Annotated in this window: 17 protein-coding genes and 1 pseudogene; 16 read left to right on the top strand and 2 right to left on the bottom strand. The window is 70.5% G+C overall.

Annotated features, from left to right (window positions below; genetic code table 11):
* Window positions 1-67 precede the first annotated feature (67 nt).
* The 12 genes from sufD (at window position 68) to IE242_RS30665 (ending at window position 9138) form a co-directional block, all read left to right on the top strand.
* Entirely contained in the window at window positions 68-1258 is a 1191-nt protein-coding gene (sufD, locus tag IE242_RS30610) for a Fe-S cluster assembly protein SufD (RefSeq protein WP_030578077.1), read from the top strand.
* Window positions 1255-1587 carry a bifunctional 3-phenylpropionate/cinnamic acid dioxygenase ferredoxin subunit gene (locus IE242_RS30615; RefSeq protein WP_030578080.1) on the top strand — a complete coding sequence of 111 codons (333 nt, stop codon included), beginning with the start codon at window positions 1255-1257 and terminating at the stop codon, window positions 1585-1587. Before sufD ends, IE242_RS30615 begins: the two co-directional genes overlap by 4 nt.
* A gap of 7 nt (window positions 1588-1594) precedes the next feature.
* Complete coding sequence (sufC, locus tag IE242_RS30620; RefSeq protein ID WP_030578082.1) at window positions 1595-2359, top strand: Fe-S cluster assembly ATPase SufC; 765 nt, start codon at window positions 1595-1597, stop codon at window positions 2357-2359.
* The gene (locus tag IE242_RS30625) at window positions 2356-3612 is read left to right on the top strand and encodes a cysteine desulfurase (protein ID WP_189865086.1); all 1257 of its coding nucleotides are present in this window, start codon (window positions 2356-2358) and stop codon (window positions 3610-3612) included. The genes sufC and IE242_RS30625 overlap by 4 nt, the downstream gene beginning before the upstream one ends.
* Before the next feature lie 16 nt (window positions 3613-3628).
* On the top strand, window positions 3629-4096 hold the full coding sequence (sufU, locus tag IE242_RS30630; RefSeq protein ID WP_189865088.1) for a Fe-S cluster assembly sulfur transfer protein SufU: 468 nt from the start codon (window positions 3629-3631) through the stop codon (window positions 4094-4096).
* Window positions 4093-4425, top strand: coding sequence for a metal-sulfur cluster assembly factor (locus IE242_RS30635; protein WP_030403776.1), 333 nt, complete (start codon window positions 4093-4095; stop codon window positions 4423-4425). The genes sufU and IE242_RS30635 overlap by 4 nt, the downstream gene beginning before the upstream one ends.
* A gap of 54 nt (window positions 4426-4479) precedes the next feature.
* The gene (locus IE242_RS30640) at window positions 4480-5544 is read left to right on the top strand and encodes a sulfotransferase family protein (RefSeq protein ID WP_189865090.1); all 1065 of its coding nucleotides are present in this window, start codon (window positions 4480-4482) and stop codon (window positions 5542-5544) included.
* Between the two features lie 78 nt (window positions 5545-5622).
* Window positions 5623-5988 carry a VOC family protein gene (locus IE242_RS30645; RefSeq protein ID WP_189865092.1) on the top strand — a complete coding sequence of 122 codons (366 nt, stop codon included), beginning with the start codon at window positions 5623-5625 and terminating at the stop codon, window positions 5986-5988.
* A gap of 104 nt (window positions 5989-6092) precedes the next feature.
* Window positions 6093-6413, top strand: coding sequence for a DMT family transporter (locus tag IE242_RS30650; RefSeq protein WP_189865094.1), 321 nt, complete (start codon window positions 6093-6095; stop codon window positions 6411-6413).
* A complete protein-coding gene (locus tag IE242_RS30655) occupies window positions 6413-6973 on the top strand; it encodes a TetR/AcrR family transcriptional regulator (protein ID WP_189865096.1) in 561 nt (186 codons plus the stop codon). The genes IE242_RS30650 and IE242_RS30655 overlap by 1 nt, the downstream gene beginning before the upstream one ends.
* Window positions 6974-7050: 77 nt before the next feature.
* Window positions 7051-8040 carry a 2,3,4,5-tetrahydropyridine-2,6-dicarboxylate N-succinyltransferase gene (gene dapD / locus IE242_RS30660; protein WP_189865097.1) on the top strand — a complete coding sequence of 330 codons (990 nt, stop codon included), beginning with the start codon at window positions 7051-7053 and terminating at the stop codon, window positions 8038-8040.
* A gap of 228 nt (window positions 8041-8268) precedes the next feature.
* The gene (locus IE242_RS30665; RefSeq protein ID WP_189865099.1) at window positions 8269-9138 is read left to right on the top strand and encodes a 4a-hydroxytetrahydrobiopterin dehydratase; all 870 of its coding nucleotides are present in this window, start codon (window positions 8269-8271) and stop codon (window positions 9136-9138) included.
* Window positions 9139-9373: 235 nt separating this feature from the next.
* On the opposite strand, the pseudogene IE242_RS38155 reads toward IE242_RS30665, so the two are convergent.
* Both IE242_RS38155 and dapA read right to left on the bottom strand, forming a co-directional pair.
* A pseudogene (locus IE242_RS38155) lies at window positions 9374-9792 on the bottom strand (toll/interleukin-1 receptor domain-containing protein).
* Window positions 9793-9914: 122 nt separating this feature from the next.
* A complete protein-coding gene (dapA, locus tag IE242_RS30680) occupies window positions 9915-10814 on the bottom strand; it encodes a 4-hydroxy-tetrahydrodipicolinate synthase (RefSeq protein ID WP_189865105.1) in 900 nt (299 codons plus the stop codon).
* Window positions 10815-11134: 320 nt separating this feature from the next.
* On the opposite strand from dapA, the gene IE242_RS30685 reads away from it, so the two are divergent.
* The 4 genes from IE242_RS30685 to IE242_RS30700 all read left to right on the top strand — a co-directional run bounded on the left by IE242_RS30685 (window position 11135) and on the right by IE242_RS30700 (window position 13639).
* Window positions 11135-11875 carry a hypothetical protein gene (locus tag IE242_RS30685; protein ID WP_189865107.1) on the top strand — a complete coding sequence of 247 codons (741 nt, stop codon included), beginning with the start codon at window positions 11135-11137 and terminating at the stop codon, window positions 11873-11875.
* Window positions 11876-11984: 109 nt separating this feature from the next.
* Window positions 11985-12422 carry a phage holin family protein gene (locus tag IE242_RS30690; RefSeq protein ID WP_189865397.1) on the top strand — a complete coding sequence of 146 codons (438 nt, stop codon included), beginning with the start codon at window positions 11985-11987 and terminating at the stop codon, window positions 12420-12422.
* On the top strand, window positions 12419-12790 hold the full coding sequence (locus tag IE242_RS30695) for a DUF3618 domain-containing protein (protein WP_189865109.1): 372 nt from the start codon (window positions 12419-12421) through the stop codon (window positions 12788-12790). The genes IE242_RS30690 and IE242_RS30695 overlap by 4 nt, the downstream gene beginning before the upstream one ends.
* A 153-nt stretch (window positions 12791-12943) precedes the next feature.
* Window positions 12944-13639: an antibiotic biosynthesis monooxygenase gene (locus IE242_RS30700; protein WP_189865111.1), complete on the top strand. Its 696-nt coding sequence runs from the start codon at window positions 12944-12946 to the stop codon at window positions 13637-13639.
* The last annotated feature ends 38 nt before the right edge of the window (window positions 13640-13677 follow it).

Raw genomic sequence — 13677 nt, forward strand, 5'->3', positions numbered from 1 at the left:
GCCCCCCGTGCGGGCGGGCCGCCCGATCACAACTGACTTGACGTAGGAAGAGAGCAGAACGACAGCCATGGCTGAGGCCCAGAACATCCCGGTGGGGAGCACCACCGCCGGCGCCATCGCGGTGGCGGCGGAGGCCGACTCGACCGTCGCCACGCGCATGAGCGCTCCCCCGTCCTTCGACGTCGCGGACTTCCCGGTCCCGAACGGCCGCGAGGAGGAGTGGCGGTTCACCCCGCTGGAGCGCCTGCGCGGGCTGCACGACGGCACCGCCGTCGCCACCGGCACCGGTGTGAAGGTCGACGTCCAGGCCCCCGAAGGCGTCACCGTCGAGGCCGTCGGCCGCGACGACGCCCGGCTCGGCAAGGCGGGCACCCCGGTGGACCGTATCGCCGCCCAGGCGTACTCCGCCTTCGAGCAGGCCTCGGTCGTGACCGTGCCCAAGGAGACCGCGCTCACCGAGCCGATCCGTATCGCCGTGCACGGCGAGGGCGGCACCGCCTTCGGCCACACGGTCGTCGAGCTCGGCGCCTTCGCCGAGGCCGTGGTCGTCATCGACCACACCGGTGACGCGGTGCTCGCCGCCAACGTCGACTACGTCCTCGGTGACGGCGCCAAGCTGACCGTCGTCTCCGTCCAGGACTGGGACGACAAGGCCGTGCACGTCGCCCAGCACAACGCGCTCGTCGGCCGCGACGCCAGCTTCAAGTCGGTCGTCGTGACCTTCGGCGGTGACGTCGTCCGCCTGCACCCGCGCGTGAACTACGCGGGCACCGGCGGCGAGGCCGAGCTGTTCGGCCTGTACTTCACCGACAAGGGCCAGCACCAGGAGCACCGCCTCCTGGTCGACCACGACGAGCCGCACTGCAAGTCGAACGTCGTCTACAAGGGCGCGCTCCAGGGCGACAACGCGCACGCCGTGTGGATCGGTGACGTGCTCATCGAGGCCAAGGCCGAGGGCACCGACACCTACGAGATGAACCGCAACCTCGTCCTCACGGACGGCGCGCGCGTCGACTCGGTCCCGAACCTGGAGATCGAGACCGGCGAGATCGTCGGCGCCGGCCACGCGTCCGCCACCGGCCGCTTCGACGACGAGCAGCTGTTCTACCTGATGGCCCGCGGCATCCCGGAGTACGAGGCGCGCCGCCTGGTCGTCCGTGGCTTCTTCGCCGAGCTGGTCCAGCAGATCGGCGTCGCGGACATCGAGGAGCGCCTGCTCGCCAAGATCGACGAGGAGCTGGAGGCAGCGGTCGCATGACCACCTTCGTACGCGCGTGCGCACTGAGTGAGCTGGAGGAGGACACCCCGAAGCGGGTGGAACTCGACGGCACGCCGGTCGCGGTCGTCCGTACCGAGGGCGAGGTGTTCGCGATCAACGACATCTGCTCGCACGCGAACGTCTCGCTCTCCGAGGGCGAGGTGGAGGACTGCCAGATCGAGTGCTGGCTGCACGGCTCCGCCTTCGACCTCCGCACCGGCAAGCCGTCCGGCCTTCCCGCGACGCGCCCCGTCCCCGTATACCCCGTAAAGATCGAAGGGGGCAGCGTCTTTGTTGACGTACGCGCCTCCCTCACCCAGGAGTCCTGAGGCACCCATGGCTACGCTTGAAATCCGAGACCTGCACGTCACCGTCGAGGCCGACAACGCCACGAAGGAGATCCTCAAGGGCGTCGACCTCACCGTGAAGCAGGGCGAGACGCACGCCATCATGGGCCCCAACGGCTCGGGCAAGTCGACCCTCGCCTACTCCCTCGCGGGTCACCCGAAGTACACGATCACCGGCGGCACCGTCACCCTCGACGGCGAGGACGTCATCGAGATGTCCGTGGACGAGCGCGCCCGCGCCGGCCTGTTCCTCGCCATGCAGTACCCGGTCGAGGTCCCCGGCGTCTCGGTCTCCAACTTCCTGCGCACCTCCGCCACCGCCATCCGCGGCGAGGCCCCCAAGCTGCGCACCTGGGTGAAGGAGGTCAAGGAGGCCATGGAGCGCCTCAACATGGACCCGTCCTTCGCCGAGCGCAACGTCAACGAGGGCTTCTCCGGCGGTGAGAAGAAGCGCCACGAGATCCTCCAGCTCGAGCTGCTCAAGCCGAAGATGGCGATTCTCGACGAGACCGACTCCGGCCTGGACGTCGACGCGCTGCGCATTGTCTCCGAGGGCGTCAACCGCGTCCGCGAGACCGGCGAGGTCGGCACCCTGCTGATCACGCACTACACGCGCATCCTGCGCTACATCAAGCCCGACCACGTCCACGTCTTCGCCAACGGCAAGATCGTCGAGTCCGGCGGTCCCGAGCTGGCCGACAAGCTGGAGGCCGAGGGCTACGAGGCGTACACGAAGGGTGGCGCATCCGCGTGACACAGCTGCCGGGCCTCCTCGACACCGAGGCGATCCGCAAGGACTTCCCGATCCTCGATCGCGTTCTGCACGACGGCAAGAAGCTCGTCTACCTGGACAACGCCGCGACCTCGCAGACCCCGCGCCAGGTCATCGACGTCCTCGACGAGTACTACGAACAGCACAACGCCAACGTCCACCGCGGCGTGCACGTGCTGGCCGAGGAGGCCACGGCACTGTACGAGGGCGCGCGCGACAAGGTGGCCGCGTTCATCAACGCGCCCAGCCGCGACGAGGTGATCTTCACCAAGAACGCCTCGGAGTCCCTCAACCTCGTGGCCAACATGCTCGGCTGGGCCGACGAGCCCTACCGGGTGGACCACGACACCGAGATAGTCATCACGGAGATGGAGCACCACTCCAACATCGTCCCGTGGCAGCTGCTGTCGCAGCGCACGGGCGCGAAGCTGAAGTGGTTCGGTCTCACCGACGACGGCCGCCTGGACCTCTCCAACATCGACGAGGTCATCACGGAGAAGACGAAGATCGTCTCCTTCGTGCTGGTGTCGAACATCCTGGGCACCCTGAACCCCGTCGAGGCCATCGTGCGCCGCGCGCAGGAGGTCGGGGCCCTGGTCCTGATCGACGCCTCGCAGGCCGCGCCGCACATGCCGCTGGACGTACAGGCCCTCCAGGCCGACTTCGTGGCCTTCACCGGCCACAAGATGTGCGGCCCGACCGGCATCGGCGTGCTGTGGGGCCGCCAGGAGCTGCTGGAGGACCTGCCTCCGTTCCTGGGCGGCGGCGAGATGATCGAGACGGTGTCGATGCACTCCTCGACGTACGCCCCGGCGCCCCACAAGTTCGAGGCGGGCACCCCGCCGATCGCCCAGGCGGTCGGCCTCGGGGCGGCGATCGACTACCTGTCGTCCATCGGCATGGACAAGATCCTCGCCCATGAGCACGCCATCACCGAATACGCGGTGAAGAAGCTCACCCAGGTACCCGACCTGCGCATCATCGGCCCCAGCACGGCCGAGGACCGCGGTGCGGCGATCTCCTTCACGCTCGGCGACATCCACCCGCACGACGTGGGCCAGGTCCTCGACGAGCAGGGCATCGCGGTACGTGTCGGTCATCACTGTGCCCGGCCCGTCTGCCTCCGCTACGGAATTCCTGCGACCACGCGGGCGTCGTTCTATCTGTACTCCACGCCCGCCGAGGTCGACGCACTGGTCGAGGGGCTGGAGCACGTACGGAACTTCTTCGGCTGAGGGGCGTGCTTAAACGGTGAAGCTGGATTCGATGTACCAGGACGTCATCCTGGACCACTACAAGAACCCGCACGGGCGGGGCTTGCGGGATGGCGACGCCGAGGTGCACCACGTGAACCCGACGTGCGGCGACGAGATCACGCTGCGCGTGAAGTACGACGGCACCACGATCAGCGACGTCTCGTACGAGGGCCAGGGCTGCTCCATCAGCCAGGCCTCGGCCTCCGTGCTGAACGAGCTCCTGGTCGGCAAGGAACTGGCCGACGCCCAGAAGATCCAGGAGACCTTCCTGGAGCTGATGCAGTCGAAGGGCAAGCTGGAGCCCGACGACGCGATGGAGGAGGTCCTGGAGGACGCGGTCGCGTTCGCCGGGGTCTCCAAGTACCCGGCCCGCGTGAAGTGCGCCCTCCTGAGCTGGATGGCATGGAAGGACGCGACGGCCCAGGCCCTGGGTGCGGCCGACGCCGAAAGGAAGACGGCATGAGCGAGACCGTAGAGATGAAGCCGGCCTCCGAGGAGGAACTCCGCGAGGCCCTGATGGACGTCGTCGACCCCGAGCTGGGCATCGACGTCGTCAACCTCGGCCTGATCTACGGCATCCACGTCGACGACGCGAACATCGCGACCGTCGACATGACCCTGACGTCGGCGGCCTGCCCGCTGACGGACGTGATCGAGGACCAGGCGAAGTCCGCCACGGACGGCCTGGTCAGCGAGTTGCGCATCAACTGGGTCTGGATGCCGCCGTGGGGCCCCGACAAGATCACGGACGATGGCCGCGAGCAGCTGCGGGCGCTGGGGTTCAACGTCTGAGACGTGATGTGACGAACGGCGGCACCCTGTGGGGTGCCGCCGTTCGTCATTCACATGCTGCTCACAGCGCACTCCCAGCGCGCCATCATCGGCCCGCGGCAGCGTGGCGGAGTGATCACCTCCGCACGACCCGTCTTCGTCCTCGGCTGTCCCCGCTCCGGCACCACCCTCCTCCAGCTGATGCTCCACGCCCACCCCCGGATCGCGCTGCCGCCCGAAACCCGGTTCGTCCTTCCCGCATACGAGCACCGGCTCTCCTTCGGCGACCTGCGGGAGCACGCGAACCGGGCCGCCCTCGCCGAGTGGATCACCGAGCGCAAGGAGACCCGGTTCCAGGAGCTGGGAGTGGACGCGGGCCGGGTGGCCGAGCGCATCGTGGCGGGACCGCCGACGCTCGGCTCCGCACTGGGCATCGCGCTGAGGTCGTACGCCGAGGAGCACGGCAAGGCCCGCTGGGGCGACAAGCGGCCCGCGTACGCCCTGTACGTGCCGGAGATCCTGCGGCTCTTCCCCGACGCACAGTTCGTCCACCTCGTCCGCGACGGCCGGGACTGCGTGGCCTCGCTGCTCGGGATGCCCTGGTGGCACCGCGGCTTCCACGAGGCCGTGGCCACCTGGGCACAGGTGATGGATACCACCCGCCGCCACGCCCGCGCACCGGGCCCCGGGAGCTGGCACGAGCTGCACTTCGAGGACCTCGTGGCCGACCCCGAGCGCAGCCTCCGAGCGCTCTGCGGCTTCCTGGGGGAGGAGTACGCCCCGGAGACGCTCGAGCCGCACCGCGTCGCCGGGATCGCCGTACCCGCCCGCAAGACCTGGCACCGGCGCACCCACGGGGCGCTGGACTCCTCGCGCGCGGGAAGCTGGAGACAGCGGCTGACCGTCGACCAGATCCGGCTGTGCGAGGCGGTGCTCGGCGAGCGGCTGGCCCGGCACGGCTACGAGCTCGCCGGAGCCGTCCGCCCGGACCCCGCCGAGCTGCTGCGCTACCGCCGGGTGCAGCTGATGCGCCGCGCCGCCCACGCCAGACGGCGCCTGCTCGACCGGACGATGACCAGGACGCGGGAGTCCGGGCCCGTCGACTGCCGGCTGACGGAGGTGCCGGAGTTGCGGGCCTGACGCCCGGGGACGCTGTGCCGGGGCGCCGCTGCCGAAAATGGGGTGCGGAGGCCGCACGAGCGGGTGACACTGCGGCCCATGGCCGTTTCCTTCTACTCCATCGTCGTGCCCGCCCACGACATGCCCGCGCTGGCCCGCTTCTGGTGCCAGGTCCTGGACTGGCGGGTGCTGTACGAGTCCGACGACGAGATCGTCGTCGGTGCCGACGAGCACGCCTACCCGGGCCTGTGCTTCGTCGCCGAGGGCGAGCGCAAGACCGCCCACAACCGGCTGCACATCGATCTCGCACCGGACGACCAGGAGGCCGAGGTGGAGCGCATCCTCGCCCTCGGGGCCCGGCACGCGGACGTGGGGCAGGGCGACGACGTGTCCTGGGTGGTGCTCGCCGACCCCGAGGGCAACGAGTTCTGCGTCCTGAGTCCGAAGAAGTCGCTCGTCGAGTGACATCCCGTACGTGCTGATGCATGCACACGGGCGCGTGCTGAAGCAGGCACACGGGCGCGTGCTGATGCGTACGGGCGTACACAGCGATATCTACGCTCGTACGCATGGGATATCTGCTGCTCGCCGGGGCCATCGCCGCCGAGGTGGTCGCCACGACCGCCCTGAAGTACAGCGAGGGCTTCAGCAGGCTGTGGCCCTCGCTGCTGACCGCTCTCGGGTACCTCGTCTCCTTCTACCTGCTCGCCCAGGCCCTGAAGAGCATGTCGATCGGTACGGCGTACGCGATCTGGTCCGGGGTCGGCACCGCGACGATCGCGGTGATCGGACTGGTCCTCTTCGGCGAGGGACTGACCGCCGCGAAGGTGGCCGGTATCGCGCTGATCATCCTCGGCGTGGTGGTGCTGAACCTGGGAGGCGCGCACTGATGCCCCGCCGCCACGACCCCGGACGGCGCCGCCGGATCATCGACGCGGCCGTCCGCGTGGTGTCCGACAAGGGGCTCGCCGGGCTGAGCCACCGCTCCGTGGCCGCTGCGGCGGACGTACCGCTGGGCTCGACGACGTACCACTTCAAGACGCTCGACGAGCTCGTGGTCGCCGCGTTGCGGCAGGTCAGCGCCGAGTGGGTGGCAGGCATTGAACGGCTGGCGCGACGGGGCCTGCCGGGGGAGGCGGCGCTCGCGGACGAGCTGGCGCGGCTGCTCGGGAGGTGGCTGGCCGGGGACCGGGCGCGCCTGGAGCTGGAGTACGAGCTGTACCTGGCGGCGCTGCGGCGCGAGGCGGTCCGGCCGGTCGCCGCGGAGTACCTGGACGCGATGACGCGGGTGCTGCGGCCGTATGTGGCCGACGAGGCGACCGCGCGGGCCGTGGTCGCGCTCGTCGACGGGGTGCTGCTGCAGTGCCTGCTGACCGGGCGGCCGTACGACCGGGAGGAGGTCCGTACGGCGCTGAGTCGCGTTCTTACCGACGAGGGAGCCGGGCTGTGAGGGTGGTCCGGTGACGGTCCGGTCCGTACGCCGGGACCGGTTGGCCTGCGGGGCCCCCGGCCGGTTAGGTTGCCCTCATGACCGACACGACTGTTCCTCGCACCACCGGCGCCGTGGCCGCCGGCCTCGCCACGATCGCCGCCGACGGCACCGTTCTCGACACCTGGTTCCCCGCTCCCGAGCTGACCGACGGGCCCGGCCCGTCCGGTACGGAGCGGCTGTCCGCCGAGAAGGCCGTGGAACTGCTCGGTGAGGGCGCCGCCAAGGCGATCGGCCCGGACGCCCGCCGGGGCGTCGAGGTCGTCGCGGTGCGTACGGTCATCGCCTCGCTCGACGAGAAGCCGGTCGACGCGCACGACGTCTACCTGCGCCTGCACCTGCTCTCGCACCGCCTGGTGCAGCCGCACGGCCAGAGCCTCGACGGGATCTTCGGCCACCTCGCCAACGTCGCCTGGACCTCGCTCGGCCCGGTCGCCGTCGACGACCTGGAGAAGGTCCGGCTGAACGCCCGCGCCGAGGGGCTGCACCTCCAGGTGACCTCGGTCGACAAGTTCCCGCGGATGACGGACTACGTGGCCCCCAAGGGCGTCCGCATCGCCGACGCCGACCGGGTCCGCCTCGGCGCCCACCTCGCCGAGGGCACCACGGTCATGCACGAGGGCTTCGTGAACTTCAACGCGGGCACGCTCGGCACCTCGATGGTCGAGGGCCGCATCTCCGCGGGCGTCGTCATCGGCGACGGCTCGGACATCGGCGGCGGTGCCTCCACCATGGGCACCCTGTCCGGCGGCGGCAACGTCATCATCTCCATCGGCGAGCGCTGCCTGATCGGCGCCGAGGCGGGCGTCGGCATCGCGCTGGGCGACGAGTGTGTGGTGGAGGCCGGTCTGTACGTGACGGCCGGCACCCGGGTGACGATGCCCGACGGTGAGATCGTCAAGGCCCGCGAGCTGTCCGGCGCCTCGAACATCCTCTTCCGCCGCAACTCGGTCACCGGCGCCGTCGAGGCCCGCCCGAACAACGCGGTCTGGGGCGGCCTGAACGAGGTTCTGCACAGCCACAACTGACCACCGGCGGCCGTGACCCGCGGCCGCCTGCGCGATCAGCGTCCTGACCTGCTGCTGCCCTGTCGGCAGATGTCGTCGTTGGTCATTGTCGAGCGCCCTTCCACGGCCGAGGACGGCCAGGGAGGGCGCTCGTGCGCGAGCCCCCGCATCAGGGGCGCCGGCGGGCCGGACGGTGGCTCCGCAGCGGTGCCCGGACTAGCATTGCTGGGCGGATAATCGGGGGCAAAGATGGAAAAAATCTTCGTCAGCTACCGCAGGGAGGACGGTGCCGCTGAGGCATGGTTGCTCCAAGCCAGGCTGAGTGATCGGCTGGGCGGCGCGGCTGTTTTCCTGGACGATTACGCTATTCCACCAGGGGCTGTATGGCCTGACCGAATCCGACGGGCACTGGACAGCGCATCGGCCGTGATCGTGGTAATCGGTCCGCATTGGGTCGTTGCGGCTGACGAATGGTCCCGGCGGCGCATCGACCAGGAGGACGACTGGGTTCGGCTGGAGATAGCGGAGTCATTGGCATCGAATAAAAACGTCCTCCCGGTTCTGGTTCGTGGCGCCGCGATGCCTCCGGCCGAAGCGCTCCCTGTCCCCATTGCGTCGCTCGCGCGGCTCCAGGCCGTGGAACTGCGCGACGCGGGTGATATCGATCGGATCGTCAACCATCTCGTCGGGCTGCTGGGAGGTGCCGAAAAGGACGGGGAAACGGGGCTTTATCCCCGTCCCGCCCCCGAGCTGCCCGACCCCTTGAGCAAGGAGAAGATCAAGGTCGCACTACAGGGAAGCCTGCGCCACTGGCGTGTACAGCAACGTCGACCAGGCGGGCCCTCGGCGGCTGTCGGGGAATCCGGGCAAGAACAAACAGGATTGTACCGAGAATACCGGTTCCTTACTTTTCAGGATGCGGTGTCCTTCATGCATGCGACCGCACCTGGCTGCGACATCGCCATCCATCATCCTGTCTGGGAGAATGTCTGGCGTACCGTCCGAGTATTCCTCACGACATGGGACATCGGTCATCGAATATCGGACCGGGACGTCCAGATGGCCAAGTACTTCGAGCGTGCTTACGAGGACTTTCCCGCAGCGGACCGTGCCGATTAGGGGGTGTTTCCGACCGGCTCCATCACGCTCGGTCTCGGTCGGCCGGGTCCGGGTCGTGTCCGACTCGGTTCATGCCTGGTCCGTGCTCGTGAAGTCGCTCGGACCGGTTGATTCCTCTTATGGCGGTATCTCGTCCTGGGGCTGCACAACCTGCATGACCGTTGCCGCTGCGTCGTTCGGCAGGAGGTCGTCGAGGACGGACCGGAAGATGTCGTCGCCGAGGAGAGCTCTCTGCCTACAGCCGAGAAGCGATGAAGGGCGGCAGCTCCACCTCGCCCGTCAGGACCGGGATCAGGCGTTTCCCTTGTTCCACCGCGGCAGTCACGGCGGCCGCGAACTCCTGCCCGCACCAACCGGACTCCACCCAGTGCCGACTGACGACAGCCACCACGGCCCCGGCCCCGGCCAACCGTCCTGCAACCGCGACGCCACCAGCTGGCCCCCGGCCATCTCCCACCGGTCCAGCCACACATCGAGGCCCAGCCGATGCAGGTTCTCCGCCAACGTCGTGACCCATGGCTCGTCCTCATGCGCATACGACACGAACGCGTCGAACCGCTCGGCCTCAGCCACACCGCACCCCCGAACGGGGCGCTCCCGCACCATGTGAGCGCCCCGGCACCTGGTCCTCATACCGGCCGTACGCCGGGGCATCCGAGCCCCGTGTCCGAAAGCGTAGTCGCGCCCACCCGTCGGACGCCCCACCCGTCGGACGCCCCACGATTCGGCGCGACACCGGAGAGGCCGGGAGCCGGTCCTCGCCGAGCGGTGACCGCTCAGTCGGCCCCGGCCAGCGCCTCGTACGCCGCCAGCAGTCCGTCGGTCACCTCGGGGCCGGCGGGCCGCAGCGGTGCCCGTACCGGGCCGGACGGCAGGCCCAGCCGTCCGAGCAGCGCCTTGGCCGTCACCGTGCCGGGCAGTCCGGAGGCCATCATCAGTTCGGTCAGGGGGACGGTGAGCCGCTGGAGACGGGCGGCCTCGTCCGTGTTCCCCGCGTCGAAGGCGTCGAGGATCGCGCGGAAGCGGGAGGGGACGACGTTCGCCACCGTGCCGACGTAACCGGCTCCGCCGATCGCGTACAGCGCGAGCACGTACTCGTCGCAGCCCGTGTAGTACGCCAGTTCCGTCTCGGCCAGTACCTTCTGCGTGCCGAGCAGGTCGTACGCGCAGTCCTTGACCGCCACGATCCGCGGGTGCCGGGCCAGCCGGATCATGGTGGCCGGCTCGATGCGGGTGCCGGTGCGGCCGGGGATGTCGTACAGGGCGAGCGGGAGGCCGCAGGAGTCGGCGATCTCGCGGAAGTGGGCCTCGACGGCGTCCTGCGGGGGCCTGCTGTAGTACGGCGTGACCGCGAGCAGACCGTCCGCGCCCGCCTTCTCGGCCGCCAGCGCGAGTTCCACGGAGTGGCGGGTGTCGGCTGTTCCCACGCCCGCCACGATCGCGGCCCGGCCGCCGACCGCCTCCCGGACCGCCCGGACGAGCTGTGCCTTCTCCTCGTCGGAGGTGGTGGGCGACTCGCCCGTCGTCCCGGACAGCACCAGGCCGTCGCAGCCATCGGCCACCAGCCGGTCGGCGAGCCGCTGCGCGCCGTCGACGTCCAGTGCCCCCGACTCGGTGAAGGGGGTGATCATCGCGCAGAGGGCGCGGCCGAAGGGTGCGGGGCGTCGTGTCGTCATGGGCGCAGTGTCGTGCGGGATCAGCGTGAAGCACCACTTAGATCTTCTTCACGGTACCGGCCAGTTTTGCTGTATTGGATGGGCGGCTGGTGGGTCACCATGGCGAGAAGGGCAGGCACTGTCGGACCTGTCGGACACGGTCATGCCACGGGAGGCGCCATGAGGCTCGGCAAGGCACTCGCCACCGGAGTCGCGGAGGAGCGGATCCCCGTCCGGGAAGGACACCGGGAGGGGATCCAAGAAGGGACCCAAGAGCTGCAATCGCCCCCCGAACACGAGCAGTCGGAGGGCGCGGCAGCCGAAGAGGCGCCGGCCCGGCGATGAGGTTCCGGCTCCCCGAGGAACGTCCGGCGGAGCCGCCGACCGGGTACAAGATCGCCCACCCGGTGCTGTCCCAGGACGGCACCCGGGCCGCCTTCACCGGGGTGTCGCTGGGCGGCGCGCTGCCCTACGGGGTCCTCGACGAAGCCCGGTGCCTCTACGGCCGGCGGCACCGCCCGCCCGCGCGGCTGTGCGACTGCGGCTTCCACAGCGTGCACGACCGCGCGGCGGCCGAGGCGCTGCTGTGCACCGCCGAGAACCGTACGGCGGTCGTGCTGGAGGTGTCCGTCCTCGGCGCGTACATCCGCTTCGAGCGCGGCTTCCGTTGCGCGCGCCAGCGGGTGCGCACGGCCACCGTCGGACCGTGCGTGTGCGGCGCGCCGGCCGTCGCCCTGGCCGACGCGGGCTGGGGGCGGCCGGGCTGGCGTGTGCTGGCCGGATCCTGTCCGGCCTGTGTCCGCGGCCGTCCGTCGATGTCCCCGGCCTCCTTCGCGCGGCTGGCCGGCAACGGCCTGAAGGTGCGGGCCGGTACGGGTATGGGCACGGGCACGGGTACGGAGCTGCCGGGCGTCGGCGGACCGCCCGGAGGGCCGGGCCTGCCGGACGGTCTCGGCGTGCCCGAGCTCGTCGCCGAGGCGGCCCTGCTCCAGGCGCGGCTCGACTGGTTCCAGAGCCGGCTGGCAGAACTCGGCGGACGCGGTCCCGGGGCGCCGCCGTGGGGCGGACCCCCGCAGGGGTAGCGCGGGCCCGGCCGGGTACCCGGGTGGCCCGATTGAGAGGAGGCGGGACACCGTGACCGGGACTTTGGACACCAGGCCGACGCCGCCGGCGGTGGACGGGCAGCGTTCCGTGCGGCCGACGGCGGACGGGCACCGGACCGTACGGCCGGCGGCGGAGGCGCACCAGCACCACACCGTCGGCGAGCTGGTCGGGCAGGCCACCGAGCAGCTCTCCCTGCTCGTACGGCAGGAGATCGCCCTCGCCAAGGAGGAACTGGCCGAGAAGGGGCGACGCGCCGGGAAGGGCGGCGGCCTGCTCGGCGGAGCCGGCGCCGTGGCCTATGTCGGGCTGATGGCCCTCGCGGGCACCGGAGTCGCCGCGCTCTCGCTGGTGCTGGCCGTGTGGGCGGCGGCCCTCATCGTGACGGGCGTGCTGTTCGTCGTCGCGGGTGTGCTCGCGATGATGGGCCGGGCCCAGCTGCGCCGGGCCACGCCGCCCATGCCCGCGCGGACCATCGACAGCGTCAAGGCCGATGTCGAGGCAATCAAGGAAAGGGCGCACCGATGACCAGTACATCCAGCACACCCGGTACGTCGGGCACACCCGGTGCCAGCGGCACACCCGGTGCTTCGGAACCCAAGGGCCATACCGGGGCCAAGGGCCCCGACGAACTGCGGCAGCAGATCGCGGAGACCAGGGCCCGGCTCGGGGACACCGTCGAGGAGCTCGCCGCCAAGGCCGATGTGAAGGCGCGCGCCCAGGCACAGATGGCGGACCTCAAGGGCACGGCGTCGTACGCCGTCCACTCCGCGAAGGACTCCTGCGCACACGCCGCCCACACCGTCCGGGAACGTGTGCCGCGTGCCGTGGTGATGGGCGGCATGGGCGCGGTGGCCGTTGCCGCCGCCGGGGTCTACGTGTGGCGCCGCCGCTGAGGCCGCCCTGCGGGACCTCCCGGAACCGGATGCGCGTCCGGCCTTGACCTGAACCTAGGTCGAGGTCGGAGGGTGGCATGTGCGGGCGCGGACCACCGCACCGGTGGACCGCGCCGCTCCCTGCCGATTCCCTGCCGGTTCCAGGAGGCCGCCATGACCCGACGTACCACCGAGCACCCCGACCTGACCAGGCCCGACGCTACGGCGCCCTTCTTCAGCACCTGGCGGGTGGGCACCCCCGAGCGGCAGCGCGCGACGGTGGAGGCGATCGCCGCCACCTGGCTGGCCGCGCCGTATCCGGCTCAGGGTCCGCTCGCCTACTACGTCTACACCGGGCACGACGGAACGACGCTGCTGCACCACTCCCAGTGGGTGCGCGAGGAGGACTACGAGGAGTTCGTCCGGACGCAGCGGCAGGGACGCAACGACCGGATCGACGCCGCCGCACCGGGGATCGAACGGGTGGGCCTGCACCGCTACCGGCGCTACCGCAGCCACGAGCGCGCCGCCGGGGACACCCGTACGCCAGGCCTCGTCGTGACGGTCCGGGTGGACTTCGAGGACGAGGAGGGGGCCGCGGACAGACGGCGCGAGTGGGTCGACCTCGTCCTGGCCGCCCTCGCCGGGAACGTCGCGGGCGACCGCGGTCTCATCTCCGCCCACTTCCACCTCAGCCAGGACGGCACCCACGTCCTGAACTACGCCGAGTGGGAGAGCGAGGAGGCGTACGACAAGGCCCTCGCCGACACGGCGCCCACACCGGAGTGGGAGCGGGTGCGGGCGTTCCCCGGCATGAAGGGGGCCGAGGGCAGCCGGTACACGTACGCCCTCGGCCTCGTGCCCGGGTGAGACCGGCCGACGGGTTCGGCCCTCGCCGATGACGAGGG

This window comes from Streptomyces poonensis (assembly GCF_014650915.1).
Taxonomy (GTDB): Bacteria; Actinomycetota; Actinomycetes; order Streptomycetales; family Streptomycetaceae; genus Streptomyces; species Streptomyces poonensis.